We start from the raw sequence: 19,880 nt of genomic DNA on the forward strand, positions 1-19,880 counted from the left end.
CCGCAACGGCGTATTGTATCCGGCCAAAATTCCTCGCCATCGTGTCCGCCCAGGCCTGACGAACGACCGGCAACGGATTGGCGTTCAGCTGGTCGAACAGGACGTGGGAGCCAGTCCGGTACCAATCCGTCGCGGCATAGGCGACGGTGAAGACGAGGGCGCCCAGGGCCATCGCCATGAGCACCATGAAAATTGCTGTTGCGATTTTCTGCATGGATGGGCCTCGCTAGATCGTCTCCGCCTTGGTGAACTTGATCTCGCTGATGCCGCGTCGTCCGCCTTCGGCGCGGACCATCTGGACGACCACCGGAATGACCTCGCGCAAGTAGTCGAGGATTTCGCTTCGTGAGAGGCCGGTACTGCCCTGCAGGACCATGAGCGCCAGGCGCTCATAGGCGGACCGGGCGGAATTGGCGTGAACGGTGGTGAGCGAACCCGGATGGCCGGTGTTGATCGCCTGGAGGAACGCGAAGGTTTCAGCGCCGCGCAACTCGCCCAGCAACAGACGGTCGGGTCGCATGCGAAGCGAGGCCTCGAGCAGCTGTTGCGCGGAGACCTTTGCAAGGCCCTGGTCGCCCTTCGAGGCTATCAGGGTGACGTTGTTGGAAGCCGGCAGCCTCAGTTCGCGGGTGTCTTCGATCGTGATGATCCGTTCATGGGCCGGGATCTCCTTCAAGAGTGCATTCAAGAACGTCGTCTTGCCGGTCGACGTGCCGCCAGAAACGACGATCGAAACGCGGTTGCGCACCGCGTATTGCAGGAACTCCATCGGCGATGTGTCGTGCAACATCTCGACAAGTCGCTTTTCTTCGTTTGAAAGCGCCAGGCCGCTGCCCATTGCCGTGTTTTCGAATGCGCCGAGATCCTTGTAGGCAGCAAGGCTCATGTCCATGATGACCTGTTTACGGATCGAGATCGCCCCGCCTTCGGGAGCCGCCGGCGGCAAGATGCATTGGATTCGCTCACCCGAAGGTAGCGCGGCCGATAGGACCGGTTTTTCTTCGTTGATAACCTGATTGGTCGCCGAGGCGACGCCCGTCGAGATATTGCGGATCCAGCCGGGTGTGACCTCGCGCTTGACGACGTGCTCCATTTCCTTCGCGCCGAGGCGTTCGATGAACAATTCACCCGGCCTGTTGATCGCAATCTCGGATACTGCATCTTCGTTCAAATAGGACCATATCGGTTCCAGATGAGCGCGCAGGACCGGGGCTCTCGTCCAAGGGTCGGGAAGGGGATGCACGGCATTCATTTCACCGGGCTCCCATAGCCGGGATAGAAATGATCCTTCGGCGTGCCGTAGAGAGGCGTCGGATCGATCGCCGTCTTCGGCCGCCCGCCTGCCTTCAGGCGTGCAACTTCTTCCTGAACGGGATCGGCGTACAAATCCGAGAAATCGAGATCTCGCCGCACCAGCACGACGACCGATGTGCCCTGGTCGACGTAGACCGTCGGGCCAATGTTCTGCGTATCACGAAACGCCTCTTGCGCGAGTTGCTGCAGGGCGGTCGATGATTTGTCGAAGGCGATGCTACGCGCGTCGCGCTGCGAGCCATTGCCGCCATAAGTTACGGTCGTGGTCTCGCCGGTCACGGGATCGACCGTCGACACCTGGCGCTGTTGTCCATTCTGGCTGCTATCGGAAAGCGAGGACAGATATTCAGAGACACCGCCAACGACGGAAAGCATGATGGCGTTGCCGTAGCGTTCAACCCAGTGCGTATCGACACGGCCGCCCATGCCGCCGCGGCCGAGCGCGTCTGCCCCAGGCGACTTGATATCAACGGAAATGCCGTCCGAGCGAATGACCCTGCTCCAGACGATGAAAACACGCTTTTGACCGCGCGCAAGCCCCGAGCGGTATTCTCCGGTCAGGCGCGAGCCCTTCGGAATGAGGATTCGCCTGCCGTCGAGCGAGAAGACATCCTCACGCACGACTGCGCGCACGGCGCCGGGAAGGTCGGTGTTGATCCCGGTTTCCAAATAGCCGCGAATGATCGTTCCTTCGGCGATCAACGCATCCGTACGCCGGAAGACCCTGGCTTTGACGATGCCGGAAGAACTTGCCTCAGACTGCGCCAGGAAGGCCTTGTTGGGATCACTGTCGGCGCCGGGGACCGGGATGATCTGACCGTCGGGCGCGATTTCGACCTGTGCCGTCTGGGCGCCGCTATCCGTCGAGCCGGTTTGATCATTCGTCACCATCTGGTTCGACCGCAGGCGTTCCCACACCGCCTTTTCGCGCTCGGCGGCCTCCGCCTTACGACGAGCCTCTTCCTCAGCCGCGGCCTTGCGGCGGACTTCGTCCTCCTCGGCCTTGCGGCGAGCCTCCTCGGCCGCCATTTGCGCCTCCAGCGCGCGTCGCTGCGCATCGAGATCCGCGCCCTCCTGCACGGTCTGATCGACATTATCGGCTTGTTGCGTGCCCTTTTGGTCGTCAGCCGGTGGCGGCACCACGATCTGGTCGATCGTGCCGTCGGCAGGTTGCGGCGGTTCGTTCAACGCCGGCGGGCGGAACTCGGGCGGGTTGAAGTTTTCCTCGCCATCGCTGCGAACATCGCGCGATACTGGCTCTCGAGGCCAGTTGAGCCATATCAGCGCGCCTACCAGCACTACGCCGAGGCTGACCAGGGCGATCCTGGTACCCACGCCCGCACCACGGCGCGCGACCGTCGGGCTGCCGTCCAGTTGGTTATAATCGATCTGGGTCATCACCGCCCTCCGCTGGATCCGAACAGGGTGGAACCGCCTGTCAGTTTCGTTGGACCGTAGACTTGCTCGACGGGATCGATGGCGTTGGGTAGCGCCCGGTTGTAGAGGCAGAGCGTCTTGCCATCGGCCCGCAAGGTGAATTGCCGTGCGACCTTGTCGATGACGGCGTATTTGCCCTGCGTGCGAACGTTGACCAGCGACTCCTGACGCTTGCCGTCGACAACGAAGATCGCCGGAATGTCGCCCTTGAACTCCAGAAACACCTTGGTGCCGTCGTCGAACACGGTGCGCGGCTTCAGGCTGTCGTCGCCCTTGTAAGCGTAGTCATAATTGAGATCGGCATAATTCAGATCTTTCAAATCCGGATCGGCCGCGCTCTCCTTGGCCTGTGAGAGCAGGCGCGCGTTGATATCCTCGTCCGGGTATTTGAACCGGACCTGGAAGGATGCCCGGTCACGGCTATTGTCGGTCGCCTGCAGCAACAAGGAATAGACGCGCCGGTTGGTGACGACGTTGACGTTGGTCCACGCATCGCGTTCCAGGGGCTTGACGAACAGAAACCGCGATCCGCGCTTGGGGATGATTGACCAGCCTTTCGTGTCGCCAGCCGACACGGTTTCGATGACTTCGGTCGGACTGAGTTCGACCATCGTGGAAATCCCAAGAGCGGCGCGCACCGACGTCACGTCGTCATTGTTGAAGGTGACATATCGGATGCGGCCGTCGCGTGCGGCCGCGCTGTGCATCGCGCCGAGCAGAAGGGCGGCTGACAGGGCGAGGCCCGCGCGCCATCTCATTGCAGGCTCCCCGCCGCCGGCGCCGATTCCTGGTCGCGGCGGTAATCCGTAACCTGAAAACCCAACGGGTTGTCGAAACGCCATTCGTTCTTGAGCGGCGTTGAGGTGTAGCGGAATTTTATCACCGCCACCCAATTGTCGACCGTGGACGAATTGTCCCGTCGCGTCGTCGTGGCAAAGCGCACCGAGGCTGTGTTGCGATTGAGCAGGGAAACCGACTTGATCTCGACCGCGATGGTGACATTGCGGCCATAGGTCTTGTCCAGCGATTGCGGATTTGCAGGCGTGTACAGCCATGTCAAATCCTTGGACGCGGCGTCGATGGAGTAGAGCTGCGCCAGGTCGTAATTCTGTTTCAGTTCACGCGAATCATAGGTTTCCCGGGCACGAATGTAGCGCACCAGATTGGCGGCCGTGACGGCCTCGTTCTGGGACAAATCTCCAGGCTTCAGCGCGCGCATGATCTCGAGGTAGCCCGTCGATTTGTCGACCTCCACAACATATGGTTCGAACTGCCGGAGCGGCAGGATCAGCACGAGCGCCAGCAGCGACAGCACCGCCACCAGTCCGGAAACGCCGCTGACGATCCAGGCCAATGTACGCGATCGACGCATTGACCTGTGCGTGTCGTCTTCCCAGGTCGCGCCCGCCCTGTAATAGCGCTTGTCGACGAGTTCGCTGCTGCTGTTAGCAGCTGTTTCCATTGGAATTGCCACTTTACTATTGCCTCGTTTTCGCGACGCATCTGATCCAGCACCGCGATCGGTGATCATTGTGTGGTCTAGGCCAGAGGCCTGGAGTTATCGCGCGCACCTTGCTGGATAGCGGTCCGGGTTGCGGCATCCGCCCTGGCTGCTCGCGAAGATCGAAAACTGTTTGTCGCGAGCTGCCGGGCGCCCCGAGCGGCGCGGCCTGCGGCCCATCGCGCGCCGGAGTAGCGCACGGCATTCCTGCCGAACGTCCCATATGAGTAGCGAGCGCCCATGGTGCTGAGATACCCGCCGCCATTCAGGATCGAAGCAATCGAGGGTATCTGCATGAGAACGTAGATGCCGATGATCGTCACCAGCACCAAGGGCAACACCAGCGACATTTTGCTGTCCATGGTCGCTCCGCTGGACGTCGCGGTGTTCAGCGCCGCATTGACGAGCGAGAAGTAGAAACCGAGAAAGCCGTAGATTAGGACTTGCTGGATCATCAGGAAGGTGGTCAGCGAAAGGAAGCCTTCGCTCATCCGCGATGACCATCGGTAAAGCCAGAGAACGACCCAAATCGGCGCCAAGGCCAGCGTGATGAACAACATCACTTTGGCGGCGATGATCGCGGCAATGGCAAGCGCTGCGAAGATGATGGCAGACAGCAGGACGAGCAGCGACAAGAGCGCACCAAAAATGTCATAGAAGGATCCGCTGTAGACCTGATTGGCGACGTCCTGGGCCCCTTGGTAGAGGTTGTCGATCAGCGCTGGAATTGCCGCCTGGTCGCTAAGCTGATTGCCGGTGGCTCGCGACACGGCGCCAACGATCACCTTACCGACCTCATCTGGAATGCTTTGAACAAGCTGGTAAATCGTTGCGGAAAATGTGCCCCATCCGGTCAGCAGCAGATAGATGATGACGGCGCGGCCGAGGCGATAGGCCGCTTCGAGCGGCGAAATCGACTCTCGCCCGCTCAAAATCGAATAGCCCCACCACACGATATAGAGGGTGAGCATGAGGGTGAAGACGTTGCCCATCGCATTGCCCAACTGCATATAGACGGTGCGGACGAAGTCCTCGCCGATGTTGTCAATGCCACCGAGGATGCTTGCGGCGAGACCGTTCATGGATCCTCATCAATGATGCTGGCGAACGGCGTTGAATTGACCGGCTTTAGCGCGCCGCATTCGTCGGCGTGGGCATACGCCAAAGGCCCGCACGGCGCTTTCAGTTCACGTTTTGCGCAACCGAAAAGCCCTGCGCTGAGCCCAACCACAAGGCACATGCGCACCATCCGCCTCGACAAGTTTTAGCCTCCGCTCTTGCCAAATTCCGCCAACGGATTGACGTTGCGCGGTGTCATCATCTTCTGCACCTGGCTCTGGCGAAGAAGATCTCCCTTCAGCTTCTCATTCAGGGCCGCTACCGCACCGTTCTGGACGCCGATCAGTTCGTTGACCGCGCGCGCGTTTTCCAGCTGCATTCGTGTGTTCTGGTCCACGGAACCCTTGACGTCCTGCGACTGCCCGATCTGCCCGCTCGCGGACTGCAATGACTGTTGGCGCTGGGTGACGCCCTGCGAGGCCTGCGAAGTCAACGCGCTTAGCAGTGACGCCACGTTGACGCTGCCGCCATAGGCTGTGTTGACGGCGCTCGTCTCTTTGCCGGCAATCTGCTGGAGCTGCTTCACCAGCTGAAGCCCGTTGATGACGGCGCCGGCGATTTTCTGGATTTCGGGTGACAGGCCACCAAACGAGAGAGCACCGCCGTTCAGGATCGATCCGAACGACGGAGCCTGGGCAATCGACATGTTGCCGCCCAGGCCCATCTGTCCGATGCCGAGCGAACCGTCACGACTGCCGCTGAGAGCCTGCAGGATCTCCTCGCTCTTTTTCAGAATATCCTTGTTGGAGTCCATGATGGAGTTGGTGTTGTCCGCATTCTTGCGGGCTACATCGAGATTGGCGCCATCAATGACGGCAATCTGTGCATGGGCCGTGCTTGCCCAAAGCGCCAGACTGGCCGCAATCGCGAATTTCTTCATGTGAGCCTCCTATTGCTGTAGAGAATCGATGACGCCGGCAGCGCCAGCAGGGTCGGTGGTAATGATCATCGAGCGGCTGTCGGCCGAGCTTGCCCCCGCGTTCTCAAGTGCGCATGGTAGCCACTGGCCGCGATCAATCTTAAGCCGTTCCAGTTCCGCGGGATCACAAGGGAACGGGTTTGGAGAACCGCTCTTCGGTTGTTGCACCAGATTGGCCGACTGCGATGCCTGAACGTTCTGCATCGACAGAAGTTGAGCCAGCAACGCCGTGAAGTCGCCCGCCTGGGCGAGGTACTGGTTGGTGACATCGGCGTTGATCCCACGAGCCGACGAGTTCAGCTCCCAAGCGTCCTTGTATTCGGTGACTTGGCCAACGTTGCCCGCCAGCGCGTCGATCGCCGCATCGTTGGCGCCCATCTGCGATGAGCTTGCATCAAGGCCGCCAGCCGCCTTCCTGACCGTGCCCATGGCCGCGTTCTGGGCCGTGCCGCCTGCGCCGTCGGCCGTTACGATCGAGAATGGTGGCGGCGCCGCGGCCGGAGCCTGGCCGCTCGACACGTATTCGTTGAAGTAGTTGTTCCAACGGCCGACGCCGCCGGCCCACTGGTTTTGCTCGCCTGCGTTCGATCCGTTGTAGAAGGAGGCGAGACAGCCATAATTCGTCGCCCCGCATTGCTTCACGCCCATTCCGAGATATTTGACGCCGCCTTCGACATTCTGCTCGTTCACGTCCCGGTCCAGTCCCATGGACTTGCCGGTGCCTTTGGTCAGCTGCATGACGCCTTTGACGCCGGTGTGGCTCCCGGCGCATGTGTCGAAGCGCGATTCCTGATAGGCGACGGAGAGCGCCAGGCCTTCGGGCACGCCGTACTTTTGCGCATAGTAGCGGATTAGCTTTACGTTGCCCGCGTCGCGCTGCATCGCGTCGGCCGGCGACCGGCGAAACATCTGTGAGCGGTATTTGTTCGAATAGGTGCAGACGACGCTTTTCTTCTTGTCGGTTTCGTCCTTCTTCGCTTCATCCGACGTCTTGCTGTGCTGCTCGTCCTCTTGCCGCTTGTCGAGGTTAGAATCGTCGATCACCGCGATCTGAGCGATAGCCACGCTCATGCTTTCCGCCGTCGCGAGAGCCACGGCGAGACAAGCGCTGCTAAGCCGCTTCGTCATGCTCGTTCTCCCATCCGCAGAAGTATGGCAGCCACATCTCCGGCTCGTCGCCGAAGGTCTCCCGGAGCTGTGCGCATTCCTTGCTGTTGGCTTCGTTCGAGGACAAGACCTTGATGAGATCGGGCATCGCCGACAAATCGAGCTTGGCTACGATCGAGTCGCTGTCGTGCTTGACGAGGAAGGTGCGTGTTTCCTTGGCGGTCCGGCGTACGAACTCGAATTCCTTCGCTGTCAGCGAGAAGCGCTCCATGTAGGACTCCTTGCTCGCCTTCGGGTTGGGGAAGAAAATGTTGGTCTTCGTTTGCTCGATCAGCGACGACGAGATGGAGGAATTGACGACGTCTTCCGCTGTCTGCGTGCCGAAACCGACAACGCCGTTGCGGCGACGAATGGTCTTCAGCGTCTCGTTGATGAAAGCGGCGAAAACCTCGTCATCCAGCAGCTTCCAGCCTTCATCGAGGAAGAGCATGATCGGCGAGCCGTCGATGACGTCCTCAAGACGATGGAAGATGTAGAGCAAGGCCGCCGAGCGCAGCTTTCTGTCACCCAGGATCTTGGTCATGTCGAAGCCGACAACGGGTTTCGAGAGATCCACGAGATCGACGGGATTGTTGAAAAGCCAGCCCTTGTCCTTCGGGTCGAGCCAAGGCTGTATCCGCGCGGCCAGATCGTTCATGCCGGGCATGAGCGAGCCCCGCAGCACTTCCGGCAGCAGGTCGAAGGTCCGCTGCTCGCGCGGAATCTTGTAGATCATGTCGACGGCGGCGTTGATGACGCGCATCTCCGCGACGTCCAGCGCGCCACCTTCCGGCGTCAAGATATAGATGAGCAGATCTTCCAGGAAAGAACGGTTTTCTGCCGTGTCCTCCAGCTGCAATGGCGCTAAGCCGGTCGGCTGAGCAGGCTCCATCACCTCGTATCGACCGCCGAGCGCCCGAACAAAAATTTCAGCACCGCGCATGTAGTCGAAATAAACACATCGGGGACGCGGCATGATGCGCATGGCCTGCGCCATCAGGAATGACAGCACCACGGTCTTGCCCGAGCCGGTCGGGCCGAACACAGTGAAGTGCCCGACATCGTGAACGTGGAAATTGAAATAGTAGGCCGTCTGGCTGGTCGTTTCGAGCAAGGCGATGGGCCGGCTCCAATGCAGCCGCTCACGTTGGCCGGACGGGAAATTGTGTCCCGAGAAAAGACCGGCGAAGTTAAGCGACGAGATCAACGCGCGTCGCGCGATGTAGCTGAAATTTCCCGGCAATTGCGCCCAGAAGGCCAGTTCCGTGTTCAGTGTCTCGCGAACCGGCACGATCGACATGCGCGAAAGCTCGGCCGTGATGTCGGATAGCGCACGGTTGAGCCCAGTCATGTCCGGTGCCAAGGCCATGACGCTCATGTGATGTTGTCCGAAGACGACTTCGCCGCCGGCCAGCTTGTCGGCGCCATCGTGGACTGACTCCTCGACCGTCGTGCCCGCCTCGTCGGAACCCTCAACCTGGTTCGCGATGGTGTTGATCCTGCGCATCGCGGTTACCCGGTCTTCGATCGCGAAACTCTGCGTCAGGACAAACTCATGTGGCAGGCGCAAGAGACCATCCAATGAGCCCGGAGCGGTGAACGGTGGGTATTCCTTGATCGACACCATGGCGCCGAGCTTGCCAGCGTCCGGTCCGCGAAGTTCCAGCGCGGATTTGCCGAAAAATAGCTGTCGTGTCGCCAGCACATCGCCAAGGCTCATGCGCGGCAAAGGCATTTCCACGTCGACGCCGCCGGCGAGGATCTTCGCCAGAAACTCCGCGGGCTCGGAAAAGAAGCTGTCGCGGCGCTTCACGACACCGAGGAGCCGCGCTCCATAAGCCGTGAAATCCTTGACGACGCCGTCGAGAACGTCACGCAGTTCGGCCATCGCCTCTTCGCGGGTTTCTTCGCCCGCGGTACTGATGCGGAACGCATTGAGCGCCTTGTCCACCCAGCCGACGCGGCCGACCATCGGTCGGCGTATGACCGCCAGATACGCCTCGTTGACGAAAAGGTTTTTCGCCCCAAGCTCATCCATGTAGCGGGCGTCGAGCTCGGCCACGAAAGGATTGTCAAAGTCGCCTTCGATCTCCGGCGTCACATGGCGGCGGATGATCGTTGTGTAGACCGCAAAGCGAGAGGTCGAGAGATTGCGGAACGTCGTGTTGCGGTTGAACATGCGGCTGTTCAGCTCGGCCTGGTCCATCGTCTGGAACGGCAGGCCACTGAGCTGGATGACGCCGACAAGAAAGCCGCTCTTCGTCACGATCAGATTGTCATCGACATGGCGAAGGTAAGGGATGTGCATCGCGGCGGGCTTTTCACGCCGGCGCTCACGGCCAAATTTCAGGTCGGCATCGAGGCTCATGGCGAATAGCTCCTCGCCCCCCAGAAAGTAAGGTTCGCCACCGCTCCGCGCTTGGAGACGCGCCGCTCGAAAATATGAAACATGTAGGGGTCGCGCTGGCACAGATATGCGCTGACCAGATGCACCACCCCGAACACGCCAAGACCGAGCATGAAGCTGCTAGTGGCGATAAAACCGATCACCGCCAGGATGCCGTTCAGGGCAAAAACTTCATAGCGCACCCCCCATTTCATCGGGGGGCGTGTCAGTGGCAGGCTGACCGGCTCGACATAGACCTCCTCGTCGTCCATGTCTCAGCTGCCTCCGGCGGTCGCGCGAACGGCATCCACAAGCTGGGCTGCGCCGAAGATCAGAGCGATGCCGATGATGATGGAGAAAGCCATCATCCACGCCAGCCGGCCCGTCATAGCGAGGAAGCCGAGAAAACAGACCGCGATGATGGCGAATGAGCGCGCTATGTTACCCTGCAGAACTCCGACGAACCACTCCAGCACATTTTCGACTGGTGCCGCCGACTGCGCATATGCAGTGGCTGGCGCGAGAGCTATTCCGACCGCCGAGGCCAAGGCCAGTTTCAGGGCAAATTTGCCCGCTTTCCTGTATTCCACCCTTGGCTCCCTTCAGTTGCCGAAATCCATGACATGACCATCCTGCCAAGCTTCCTCGTTTGCTGCCGTTGCGGCCGCGAGCGTTTCGGATTTGGTCAGGGCGGACTTCTTCAGGACACCGCCGAACTTCCAGCGGTTGAGTATTTTCACGATGTATTCGGCCGTCTCCGGATTCACCGGAATGCCCTGCGCCTTGTAGACGCTGTTTGGCCCGGCGTTATAAGCCGCCAGCATCAGGAGCGGATCCCGGAACTCGCCATAGAGTGACTTCAGATAGCGCAAGCCAGCACGGACATTTGCCTTTGTATCGCAACGGTCGCTCACGCCGAGATCGGCCGCCGTGCCCGGCATCAACTGCATGATCCCCAGGGCTCCGGCCTTCGAGGGACCCTGACTGGCGCCGAGATCGCTTTCGGCCCATGCAATTGCCTCGGCCAGATCGGCGTCGAACCCTTCCTCTTGCGCGATTGAACGCACAAGTTGAGAGACCTCAGCACGATTTACGGTCTTACACGCTCCCGGCGTTTGCGCCCCGACCGCGGCAAGGGCTTGCGCCGGCGTTGCAAAGGCGACTGCCACGCGGTCTGATGCCATGTCCTGGCCGAGGGCATTGAACGGGATCGTGGCGCCACACAGGGTTAGCAGGAGAGCGAATCGAGTGTTCATACTGTCGCCAAAATTTGACACTTTACTATGGCTACACGTATCCCTAGTAAAGTGTCAACACGATATGCACCGCGAGGACGGATTTCGATGAAACAGACGGCCCTTTGCACGGTATTGCTGCTCCAGGGCACCGCGGCTTATGCTTCCGGCGCCGACGCCCCGAGCGCCTTCGCGCAACCCTCGGAGCACTACCTGCTCCAGTTTGCGAAGCCGGGCGAAAAGGTGTTCGTCTATGAGCGCTACGATGCGAAAGGCGCGCTCTTTCAGCGCGATGCGGCGACCCTCGTCTTGCCGGTCAAGGTGCCGTCGGCGACCGAGCGCGTCATTAACGACGTGACGTATCGACTGCGCGGCCTTGCGGCCTGCCCAAAACCGAAGATTGCGTACAAGACGCAGCAATGGGACTGCACGAAGGCCGCGCAGGACTATGAAGAACGAATCTACAACGATCGTGCATCTGTCGTGCTTTGCAAAACGCTTGTGCTGCAAAGCAAGAAGGGTGAACCCGACGCCGTGTCGTGTTTCTCTCTCGTGGGTGCGGGCAACGCAAACGACCCGTACAACGTCGCCTACGACGATGACGAAATGGTTTTTTTCGACATGGCGGCGATCGGACGTAACAAGGACGGCAAGTCGCTGCGCCCCGATCTCGAGCATTCCGCCGACCTCGGTGGACAGTTCCAGGAATGAAACAGGCGAGCTTCGCAGTGCTGGCCGCATTTGGTTTGTGCGCATCGGCACAGGCCCAGGATGCATCCGAGTCTGCCGTGCCAACGCCCTTCGTAGTATCGAAATCGGCTCAACTGCTGACCGGAGATACCTGGCGTGACGGAGATCACCTTTTCCGCCTCTATGGCGTCCAGTCATGTCTTCGAGGCACGTCAGCTGAAGAGCCAAATGGGAACAAAATCGATTGCGGGAACACCTCGCTGGCGCACCTTGCTGCGCTGTTCGATAGCGCGGCGGTTACATGCCAGCCAATCGGCTACGCGCTGGACAAGGCGGTTTTTGTCGTGTGCGGTGCGCAGCTGAATGGCGAAACAATCGACGTCGGCACAGCGCTCATAGCGACCGGATACGCGTTTGCCGCAACGACAGCAAAGGGCAAAGCCGTCAATGAGAACTACCTCGTCGCGGAAATCAACGCTAAGATGAAACGTGCGGGTTTGTGGGGCACGACGTTTCAGCATCCTGTGCAGCTGCTGCTAAACAAGCGTTCGGAGAGACAACAATGAAGCACGACGATGATGCGCACAGATATTACTATCCCGTGGAAGGACGCACTGACGGCGCCATCGGCGATGCTGTCGCTCTCATCGCGATCATCTTGGTGCCGGCAGGAATCTATGCGGCCTGGAATACCGTGGCCTCATGGATTTCAGCGCTCTTCTCCTAGGACTGCAGTTTCGCAAAAGAACCGAGCAACGCGCGAAAATCGTCGACATCAACCTCGCACCAGTCGTTCCCCAACAACCGCCGGAAATAAGCTGCCTTCATTTTCATCTCAACGACATCGGCCACCGGCGCAGCGGCCGCGCGCCGACGCGCGATAGCCTCCTCCGCCATGACCGAATCCAATCGCCGGCCGATCAGAGTCGCGTCCGGCCCTTCGGCCCTCAGCCATCGCTTGCCGAGACGTTCAACCATGGCGACTGCATGACGATGCGCCGCGAGCAGATTCGCGACCGCATCGGGCTCTTCCATCACTCCGTTGTTACAGACCACTTGAATGGGCATCGACCGGCTCCACGCGCATGACAATTCGTAAATGATACCTGGGGAGGCGAGAAAAATAGGGGATGGGTTCATCCCTCTGCTTCTCAGGCTCCCGAAGCCCTGGCTTCCTCTGCTTTTCGCTCATGCGGGCACACTCCGCCCCTGCCTCCAGACAAAACGTTTCAGATTGTAGGCGAGATTTGCCCATGCCGATTTTGGCCCTGGCGCGGGCGCGACCGGCCGATGGTGCGGATGAACAGTCCCATGCGGTCATTCTGCTCGGCGAAAGGATGCTCGACACGGGCGCGGGTTCGGGAGCATGTCCGGTTGCCGTGCTACTGCCTTCGGCATGGTGCTTGCCAGCAACCCGCGTCGACCCTGTCGCCGGCATCCAGAAGACCATGGAACTGCCCGAAGGTGCGCCGTGGGCGCCCGCCCTGCGCCCGACCCGGGCAGTTCAGTGCCTTGGCCGGCGGTTTGCGAAACATCTCCCACGCAACAACCGTGTTCAGCCTCTCCAGCGGGTCGCCCGTCATTCGATCTTCTCCCGTACCGACCAAAATCGGGTTGACAAAAACGTTGATTGAAGACGAAGGCACGATAGAATACGAAGCCTAGCGAAATGGGACGAAAATAGAGCCTGTAAGTCATTGTTTAGGAACGGAAAAATATTTCTCCCTCCGCCGAGAGACGGGAGTGATTTCAAAGAATTATTCAAACGACTGGCGGCGGCGGGTGCGGGTCGGCCTTTGGGCAAAGACGGGTTTCCTGCAGGCCCATGGACGCCCGAGCTTCTCGCAGAGGCGATTTCACAGATTCATTCCAACCAGGTTGGGGTCGATCTGCGGACGGTGCAGCTTTGGTTTCAAGAGAACGAGAAGGGAATTAGCACTGCCAACATTCGTTGGCTGGCGAGGATTTTTGGATGTGATGATCCGGTCGCAACTAGCGAATGGCAGATGGAGCTTAGTGCGGCGCAATCGCGATTATCGGCCAAGAGACGAGAATGGAAGAGAGCCGGAAGCAGCGTTGCACAGGAGATTCCAGATACGGCACTGACTGCGACCTTCGAGACGGACTTCCCGGCAGAGCTGACACGGGATACTGACGCCAAGGGGCCGAGGCGACGTTTTAATTTGGCGAGGAAATCGGAGGCGTTTTTTAGTCACGGATCTCCCCTGAATTTACCGGCGTCGGTGTTTGCCGGCATGACCGCCCTCGGCTTTTTGTCGTACATCATTGGTATCCACAACGTCACCTACGAGCGAGCGGACGGGCTCGTTAAGCAGGTTGGATTCCTTTGGGCCGCAAATTGGACACTCGACTTCATGGTGTTCTTACCGCTGTTTTTCTTCTTCGTTATAGAGTTGCTGGTCTTCTGGAAAAGTGAGGGGCGCAGAAAGCTTGCAGTGCAGGGCGATCAGGTGGACAGCGAAGACGCCTGGTTGCGCAACGTTGACGCTTCCTCCTACACATATTGGTCAGTTTTTTTGATTTGCTTGCTGTTTGCGGGTCTTTTTCAATGGATCGGCGTGTCCTTGATCCCGTTGATGAAGGGCGGTGGCAACTATGCTGTGGATTGGGGAAAAATAGCTCTGGTGCGTCCTGAGGTCATATCTGTCCCCGAAACAATCGTTTTTACGGGGATCGCTTACCTATACATGTGCCTGGTGTTTTATCTTTTCTTCGCAGGTCTCATTTTGCTCTATACGGTTGTTCATGATCTTTGGAGAATTGGAGACGGATTGAAGAAGCTGTCGCATGTTGATCATCAGCAAGAGCTCAATGAAGCCGGCCTCACAGTGATGCGTGGGGTTTTTCGGTGCACTGTTTTGGGGGTTCTGGTCGCCATATGGATGAAGGTCCAAAGCTCTTATCTGGCATCCAGTGGTGAGAATATTGTGTCGTGGTTGGTCGGCGATATGTCTTCGATGTTCCAAGGTCGCGATGATGTGAGCACCGGGTTCCGCTATCGTATGCCGACGCATTACAGCAGCCTTCTTATCGTTATTGCGACCTGTTTTGTATTTCTATATGGCTCCATAAGATTAGGTGTCGGAGGTCGATTTCATGCGCCTTTGTGGAAGATGTCGGCGGTCGTGGCGTTACTTGTTGTCAGCTACCTGTTGATCGACGCGTTTGCCGGCTTTTCGATCCTTCTGGCCATTTCAGTGCTAGTCGCACTATACGGCCTGTTCGATCCAGGATTAGGCCGCTGGCGAGCGAGCGAGTTAGGAAACAATCAGAGTGTTTCATAGTTGGCTCGATCGTTGGGACGAACGCCGGGCCCTTCGCGGTGAGGAAGGGAAGAAACCAACGGATTTCGTCCTTGACGCGGAACGCGCCTTTCCAGGTGCGAAGAAGATAACAAGTATCGAGGAATTCTGTGTCCTTGCGGACCAAGCCGAGGGTGATCCAGCCTTTTTCGATGAGCCGAGTGTGAGTGATCAGGGTTTTGAAAGGCTAGATGGGTGGCTCAAATTTCCATCGGACATTTCTACTGATATCGAACAGAACAATGTCGTCTCGGCGAAAATCACAGAAAGCGGGCCGTTCGATCAGGCGATGGTGATTTTTCACCATTGGAACGCAAGCGCTCGGAATCGTCAGATTGCCAACTTTTTCTCGCAGCGTGGCATCACGGTTGTCGAGATTGCTATGCCTTATCACTTCGAACGCAGCCGTCCCGGCTCCGTGCACGCCGACTATATGCTTAGCCCTAATCTCGGTCGGACGATCCAATCTGTAAGGCAGGCAGTGTTGGATGGGCGAAAACTCATACGTTGGTTGAAAAGCGAAGGCTATCGAGAGATTTCGGTTCTCGGAATGAGCTTAGGTTCCTGGGTTGCGGCCATAGTCGCGGCACACGACTTGGCTGTGTCAAAAGCCTCGTTGTTTCTGACGGCGGGGAGTTTAGCGGATATGGTTTGGACGGGCCGCGCGACACGATCGATACGCGATAGCCTTGAGCCTGAGATTGAGCTGACCGATCTCAGAAGGGCCTGGGGTCCACTTAACTTGGAGAATTACGCGCATAGTTTGGCACGGCCTGATCTCGATCTCCATGTTGTGTTGGCTAAGAGAGACAAAGTGGTGTTGCCAGAGCTATCGGAGAGGTTCATGCAGAGGCTGAAGGACGCCGGGGCTAGGCCAAATATTTTGGAATTAAACTGTGGTCACTATTCGCTCGCCATGCCGCCTTACATTTTGTGGGCCGGTTTGAGCTTGAAGCGGTTTCTGTCGTGTGCTGAAAAGTCGGTCCGGCGAGCATGAATGTGGCGTTGGCCGATCAGTTCACCAGCAAATTCTCTGTTAGGCGTGCCTGCGCGTCCGGCTGCATCAATTCCACGTAGATCAGGTTGGCGGGACCTTATCCCAAAATAGGAACGTCTGTGGGTCAAGTTTCAACGCCTTGGCGATCGCGGCAATTGTGTCCACGCTGATGTTGCCGCTCGCGCGCTCCAGTTTCATGAATGTCGCCTCCGCCACTCCGATCAGCTTCGCCATCTCATAGCGGTGCAAAGTACGTCGTTGCCGCTCCATGTCGATGATGTGCGCAAGGCGCTTGCGGAAAGCAGTTTCGTCCAGCTGATGCGCCCATTCGGGAAGTTTTTTCCCGCCGGAGAGCAGTTCCGCGACAGACACTTGCAGGCCGTTTGCCATGATCTGCAGCGTCGTCAATGTGACATTATTTTTCTGCCGCACTGTCTGGATGTAGGTTCGGTAAGCGAGCCCTTCGCCTTCAAGGCTGCGGAACAGCTCGGCCATGTGCATATGGGATAGGCCTCGCTTGGCTCTCTCCCGCTCCAGCACGGTCGCAATGTTGGCGCGCAATGGGTTGTCGACTACGCCCGTATCGTCTCGTTTCATAAATCGATGTAATCGCACAAACTTGCCTTCTTGATCTGTCCTTTTTCGAGCGAGTGATCCATAGTAAAGTGTCAAAATCGCAACGAGGAAAAGGCTATGACCATGCTGAAATATTTTTTGGTGAGTGCCGCCGCCGTCGCGGGCGGGGCTCTCCCATCCCAATCACAGGCATCGGAATGGGGCTGTCAGGTGCTCCTCTGTCTGTCCGGTGAGTGGCAGGGCACTCCTTCTTGCCACCCGCCAATCTACAAGTTGATTGCGGCGATGAAAGCTCCGGGTTTCAACTGGCCGACCTGTCCGCAAGCCAACTCCAGCGCCGCTAGATTCGAGAAGTATGAGGATTGTCCATCTGGCTGGCAAGCAGTCGGCAGCTACGATTCCGATCGGCCAGGAATGGGGCAAGAACGGGACATCTGCCGCATCAGCGCCGACAGGCTCTCGCTGCCCGTCACTTTTACGAACAGCCGCTTCGGCCGAGACCATGATAACGGATCTCGACAGGCCCAGATCGAGATCGAGGGTAAACTTGTGCGGGCAAAAATCCAGACTACCAGTAGCGATAGAAGGTCTTTCGCGGGTGACGGCTCCACATACTATACCATCTCTCGGCCGATGCGCGAAAAGCCCTGGTTCATCGAGTATGACGACGCGAACGGCATACACCAGAAAAGCTGGTTCAATCTCAACATGCCATAAGCCAGGCCATCACGTAGGACGAGGACTATGAGGGCCACAATTCAGGGAGGTTTGTAGTGTTCAAGGCGCTTCTGCTGTCCACTATGATTATGAACACAGGCGCAGTGGTGACGGCGGCTGGTCAGAGCGACAAGCCGCGATCAAGCGTGGACAATCCTATGTGGCCCGCTTCACTGAAATGGGACTGCAAGACCGCTGCCAAAATTATGTGTGAGCGTGGTGGCAGTTGCTCAGTGACAGAGGACCACACTGGATTTGTGCTGAACTACGGCAGCAACGAGGCTGAGTTCCCGGCCAGCAATGTCAGGATCAAACGCCACTATCAACAGACCGTGCAGGCAAGCCCCTTGCAGCAGGAAGTTAAAGTCGAACTGGCCGACAATCGCGTTCTTTGGCTGACGGCCGTGGATGCCAGCCGCACTTATTCGGAAGCGTGGGTCGGCGCGCTGAGCGAGTTGAAGGGCGGCGCGGTGCTGATGGAATCCGAGGGAGTCTATTGCATGCCGCACAAGTGAGTGCGCCGAGAGTGCAGGCGAGCGAAGGCCGATATGGTCTGACCGGGGGCGCCGATACCGGCGTTTTAGAAGCGTTCAGAGTCTTCCGTCCAGTTTTGTCGGGCGGTTAGGTGATGGTAAGTAATATCGATCTGTCGTATAGAGACTTGGAGTAGGAGTGACTGTCACGGCGCTTGATATAATTCCCCACATGTGACTGTCGAAGACTTTAGACACGGACCATGCATACCTTGTATAATTGAGAAATATTAATTTTAACCGGTAAATGTCGCGTAATCTATCTTATGGAACTTAGAGATGTATCAAAAGATATTTCAACATGGTTCTGTCGAAAACGCAAACAGCAGGCGAGGTTCGCCTACAATCCACGTCCCTTCAATCGCCGAGCAGTTCGAGATCCTTGCCGCCTGAACGATAGCGCAGAAGCCTCTCCTTGTGACCACATTCATGATTTGCGACAGAACCGGCCAAAGTCACTCTGTTTTTGCAGCCCGATCCCGAAACCCTGCCGGGCAGTGCCCGCCGCCCGGGATAGGTCAGCTAATCAGGGCCGATTGCCTCTAGGAGCGTTATCACGCTCGATCTCGTCGGAGACATAGTCGACAGCGTCCGGATCAAAGCCGGTCCAGCCGCCTGCCTCATATGTCCTGCGGCGTTCGGCTAGGTCGACAGACCTGGCTTGCCCCAGAATCTGCTCGGCGGCGGGTGGATAAATGATCAATAGGAAATTGCGCTGGCAGCGTTGCAAACAAGGGACGTGCGCAGTGCGACCGGGGAACCTTTCTCAACCGAGAGGGTTCCGAATGCACGGCCGAAAAGGATAACGCTCCTGTTATCCAGATGTCGCCAAGGAGGTCCGCCATGAAGCTTCGCGAGTTGTTGGACCGAGTGAAGGACCTGCCACCGGATACCTTGGTCTGTGTCGCCGAAATCGATGAGGCCTTCGGGGTCAACGTTGCCGTCGTTGAATCCATCGACGATGCCAAGATCCAAGGCCGCAAGCCAGAGGGCACCGAAGCTGTCGAACTCGGCAACGGGGCCGAGAAGGTCGTCGTGATACGTTGGTAACACGGAGATTGCCGCTGCCCGTCGGGTCATACGAGATCGGCGGTCTTGGTGGGTTCTATTAGCTCACGACCAGTCTCGAAAAGGAAGGAGTTTCGGCATGGAAGCAGATTTTCCGGATCCGTTCGCGGAACATGGGCTTTGTGATGCTTCTGCGGCGCTACGCCGAACGAGCAGGAGGCATCTGATCTGATCGGAACGGAGGTGGAAGACGATGAGGACGCTTGCCGTGCCGCCCATCCGGCCATCTACTCACGATTTGGACGCATGTTCGGCTTTGCCCTTGCGCTTGGTCGACGCCATTTTGTGAAGTTCCTTCTCGCTCATCGACCTGACCATCGACTTGGACGCACCCTTCAACTCGCTCTTCTTCTTTTCACCGCGTTTGGCCGCAAGGGCGGCGCCTGCCGCCATCTGCTGGGCCTTGGATTTGGCTGGCATTTCATACCTCCAATATCACCGCCTCGTTGTGAAACGCGGTCGGCCTGCTCCGCGTCCCGTTGCTGGGCAACGGCCGCAAAGAACTTGGCTTGTCGCGTTGATCGCCCGAGCGGCCGAATGACCCTTCAAGTCAGGAAAGCAACGTAGGCGAAGCTATCGTCGCAACGGCTGCGCGAGCGACCAGAGCGCGATCCCGACAAGCGACCTTCCGTTCTCCCCCGGGACAAATTCATTAAAGCATCGGCCTTCCGCCAGTGACGTCGTAGAGGGCGCCGGTCGTATAGCTGGCGCCGTCCGAGGCCAGAAGAGGTGGCCGCGAGCTCGGCAGGCTGGCCAGGGCGCGTCATCGGGAATGAATCCGTGCGTTCGGATTAGCTCCGCTTCGGTGTCGTCTCCCCCAAAAACATTCCAGCGCTGTGGTCTGATTGCGTGCCAGGCAGCGCCCCTCGCACGAATGTGACGATGCAAAGCGAGTCGGCAGCCCCGGACGCAAATTGAG

The 19,880-nt window shown here is 58.5% G+C and carries 24 protein-coding genes; 10 read left to right on the forward strand and 14 right to left on the reverse strand.

Translation table 11 applies throughout. From position 1 onward, the window contains the following. Positions 1-226: 226 nt before the first annotated feature. From virB11 to NKG95_RS12495, 5 genes are all read right to left on the reverse strand, one after another. Positions 227-1,252, reverse strand: a complete 1,026-nt coding sequence (gene virB11 / locus NKG95_RS12475) for a P-type DNA transfer ATPase VirB11 (RefSeq protein ID WP_353040834.1) — start codon at positions 1,250-1,252, stop codon at positions 227-229. After that, positions 1,249-2,712, reverse strand: a complete 1,464-nt coding sequence (gene virB10, locus NKG95_RS12480; protein WP_353040835.1) for a type IV secretion system protein VirB10 — start codon at positions 2,710-2,712, stop codon at positions 1,249-1,251. Before virB10 ends, virB11 begins: the two co-directional genes overlap by 4 nt. Continuing rightward, positions 2,712-3,509, reverse strand: coding sequence for a TrbG/VirB9 family P-type conjugative transfer protein (locus tag NKG95_RS12485; protein WP_353040836.1), 798 nt, complete (start codon positions 3,507-3,509; stop codon positions 2,712-2,714). The genes virB10 and NKG95_RS12485 overlap by 1 nt, the downstream gene beginning before the upstream one ends. Next, a complete protein-coding gene (locus tag NKG95_RS12490) occupies positions 3,506-4,213 on the reverse strand; it encodes a VirB8 family type IV secretion system protein (RefSeq protein ID WP_353040838.1) in 708 nt (235 codons plus the stop codon). Before NKG95_RS12490 ends, NKG95_RS12485 begins: the two co-directional genes overlap by 4 nt. A gap of 77 nt (positions 4,214-4,290) precedes the next feature. Continuing rightward, positions 4,291-5,334 carry a TrbL/VirB6 family protein gene (locus NKG95_RS12495; protein WP_353040840.1) on the reverse strand — a complete coding sequence of 348 codons (1,044 nt, stop codon included), beginning with the start codon at positions 5,332-5,334 and terminating at the stop codon, positions 4,291-4,293. A gap of 12 nt (positions 5,335-5,346) precedes the next feature. Here NKG95_RS12495 and NKG95_RS12500 point away from each other — a divergent pair, with 12 nt between their 5' ends. Next, positions 5,347-5,520, forward strand: coding sequence for a hypothetical protein (locus NKG95_RS12500; protein ID WP_353040842.1), 174 nt, complete (start codon positions 5,347-5,349; stop codon positions 5,518-5,520). On the opposite strand, the gene NKG95_RS12505 is transcribed toward NKG95_RS12500, so the two are convergent. From NKG95_RS12505 to NKG95_RS12530, 6 genes are read right to left on the reverse strand one after another with little or no spacing between them, the layout of a single operon-like run. Continuing rightward, positions 5,517-6,251 carry a type IV secretion system protein gene (locus tag NKG95_RS12505; RefSeq protein ID WP_353040844.1) on the reverse strand — a complete coding sequence of 245 codons (735 nt, stop codon included), beginning with the start codon at positions 6,249-6,251 and terminating at the stop codon, positions 5,517-5,519. The genes NKG95_RS12500 and NKG95_RS12505 overlap by 4 nt on opposite strands. Positions 6,252-6,260: 9 nt before the next feature. Next, positions 6,261-7,418 (reverse strand): transglycosylase SLT domain-containing protein, encoded by a 1,158-nt coding sequence (locus tag NKG95_RS12510; protein ID WP_353040846.1) that lies wholly within the window; start codon positions 7,416-7,418, stop codon positions 6,261-6,263. After that, entirely contained in the window at positions 7,402-9,804 is a 2,403-nt protein-coding gene (locus tag NKG95_RS12515; RefSeq protein ID WP_353040848.1) for a VirB4 family type IV secretion/conjugal transfer ATPase, read from the reverse strand. The genes NKG95_RS12510 and NKG95_RS12515 overlap by 17 nt, the downstream gene beginning before the upstream one ends. Further along, the gene (locus NKG95_RS12520; protein ID WP_023720449.1) at positions 9,801-10,094 is read right to left on the reverse strand and encodes a VirB3 family type IV secretion system protein; all 294 of its coding nucleotides are present in this window, start codon (positions 10,092-10,094) and stop codon (positions 9,801-9,803) included. The genes NKG95_RS12515 and NKG95_RS12520 overlap by 4 nt, the downstream gene beginning before the upstream one ends. A 3-nt stretch (positions 10,095-10,097) precedes the next feature. Further along, positions 10,098-10,412, reverse strand: coding sequence for a TrbC/VirB2 family type IV secretion system protein (locus NKG95_RS12525; RefSeq protein ID WP_023720448.1), 315 nt, complete (start codon positions 10,410-10,412; stop codon positions 10,098-10,100). A gap of 12 nt (positions 10,413-10,424) precedes the next feature. Further along, positions 10,425-11,099, reverse strand: a complete 675-nt coding sequence (locus NKG95_RS12530) for a lytic transglycosylase domain-containing protein (protein WP_353040849.1) — start codon at positions 11,097-11,099, stop codon at positions 10,425-10,427. A gap of 66 nt (positions 11,100-11,165) precedes the next feature. On the opposite strand from NKG95_RS12530, the gene NKG95_RS12535 reads away from it, so the two are divergent. From NKG95_RS12535 to NKG95_RS12545, 3 genes are read left to right on the forward strand one after another with little or no spacing between them, the layout of a single operon-like run. Beyond that, a complete protein-coding gene (locus tag NKG95_RS12535) occupies positions 11,166-11,768 on the forward strand; it encodes a hypothetical protein (RefSeq protein WP_353040851.1) in 603 nt (200 codons plus the stop codon). Then, a complete protein-coding gene (locus NKG95_RS12540; RefSeq protein WP_353040853.1) occupies positions 11,765-12,313 on the forward strand; it encodes a thermonuclease family protein in 549 nt (182 codons plus the stop codon). The genes NKG95_RS12535 and NKG95_RS12540 overlap by 4 nt, the downstream gene beginning before the upstream one ends. Continuing rightward, complete coding sequence (locus NKG95_RS12545; RefSeq protein WP_023774993.1) at positions 12,310-12,474, forward strand: hypothetical protein; 165 nt, start codon at positions 12,310-12,312, stop codon at positions 12,472-12,474. Before NKG95_RS12540 ends, NKG95_RS12545 begins: the two co-directional genes overlap by 4 nt. On the opposite strand, the gene NKG95_RS12550 is transcribed toward NKG95_RS12545, so the two are convergent. Further along, entirely contained in the window at positions 12,471-12,815 is a 345-nt protein-coding gene (locus tag NKG95_RS12550) for a hypothetical protein (protein ID WP_353040855.1), read from the reverse strand. The genes NKG95_RS12545 and NKG95_RS12550 overlap by 4 nt on opposite strands. A 185-nt stretch (positions 12,816-13,000) precedes the next feature. Between NKG95_RS12550 and NKG95_RS12555 the strand changes: the two genes are divergently transcribed. From NKG95_RS12555 to NKG95_RS12565, 3 genes are all read left to right on the forward strand, one after another. Then, positions 13,001-13,381 carry a hypothetical protein gene (locus NKG95_RS12555; RefSeq protein ID WP_353040857.1) on the forward strand — a complete coding sequence of 127 codons (381 nt, stop codon included), beginning with the start codon at positions 13,001-13,003 and terminating at the stop codon, positions 13,379-13,381. A gap of 63 nt (positions 13,382-13,444) precedes the next feature. After that, positions 13,445-15,052 (forward strand): RcgA family putative transporter, encoded by a 1,608-nt coding sequence (locus tag NKG95_RS12560; protein WP_353040859.1) that lies wholly within the window; start codon positions 13,445-13,447, stop codon positions 15,050-15,052. After that, complete coding sequence (locus tag NKG95_RS12565) at positions 15,042-16,067, forward strand: RcgR family putative quorum lactone hydrolase (protein ID WP_353040860.1); 1,026 nt, start codon at positions 15,042-15,044, stop codon at positions 16,065-16,067. The genes NKG95_RS12560 and NKG95_RS12565 overlap by 11 nt, the downstream gene beginning before the upstream one ends. Positions 16,068-16,148: 81 nt before the next feature. Here the strand turns inward: NKG95_RS12565 and NKG95_RS12570 are convergent, their stop codons facing one another. Continuing rightward, on the reverse strand, positions 16,149-16,664 hold the full coding sequence (locus NKG95_RS12570; protein ID WP_353040862.1) for a helix-turn-helix domain-containing protein: 516 nt from the start codon (positions 16,662-16,664) through the stop codon (positions 16,149-16,151). A 96-nt stretch (positions 16,665-16,760) separates the two neighbouring features. On the opposite strand from NKG95_RS12570, the gene NKG95_RS12575 reads away from it, so the two are divergent. From NKG95_RS12575 to NKG95_RS12585, 3 genes are all read left to right on the forward strand, one after another. Further along, positions 16,761-17,360 (forward strand): hypothetical protein, encoded by a 600-nt coding sequence (locus NKG95_RS12575; protein WP_353040864.1) that lies wholly within the window; start codon positions 16,761-16,763, stop codon positions 17,358-17,360. Positions 17,361-17,416: 56 nt separating this feature from the next. Then, positions 17,417-17,875 carry a hypothetical protein gene (locus tag NKG95_RS12580; RefSeq protein WP_353040866.1) on the forward strand — a complete coding sequence of 153 codons (459 nt, stop codon included), beginning with the start codon at positions 17,417-17,419 and terminating at the stop codon, positions 17,873-17,875. A gap of 861 nt (positions 17,876-18,736) precedes the next feature. Continuing rightward, positions 18,737-18,943, forward strand: coding sequence for a sugar phosphorylase (locus NKG95_RS12585; RefSeq protein ID WP_352851886.1), 207 nt, complete (start codon positions 18,737-18,739; stop codon positions 18,941-18,943). 249 nt (positions 18,944-19,192) lie between these two features. Here NKG95_RS12585 and NKG95_RS12590 read toward each other — a convergent pair whose 3' ends face one another. Continuing rightward, entirely contained in the window at positions 19,193-19,381 is a 189-nt protein-coding gene (locus NKG95_RS12590; RefSeq protein WP_023720359.1) for a DUF3008 family protein, read from the reverse strand. Positions 19,382-19,880: the final 499 nt, after the last annotated feature.

The organism is Mesorhizobium sp. M1423 (assembly GCF_040317575.1).
Taxonomy (GTDB): Bacteria; Pseudomonadota; Alphaproteobacteria; order Rhizobiales; family Rhizobiaceae; genus Mesorhizobium.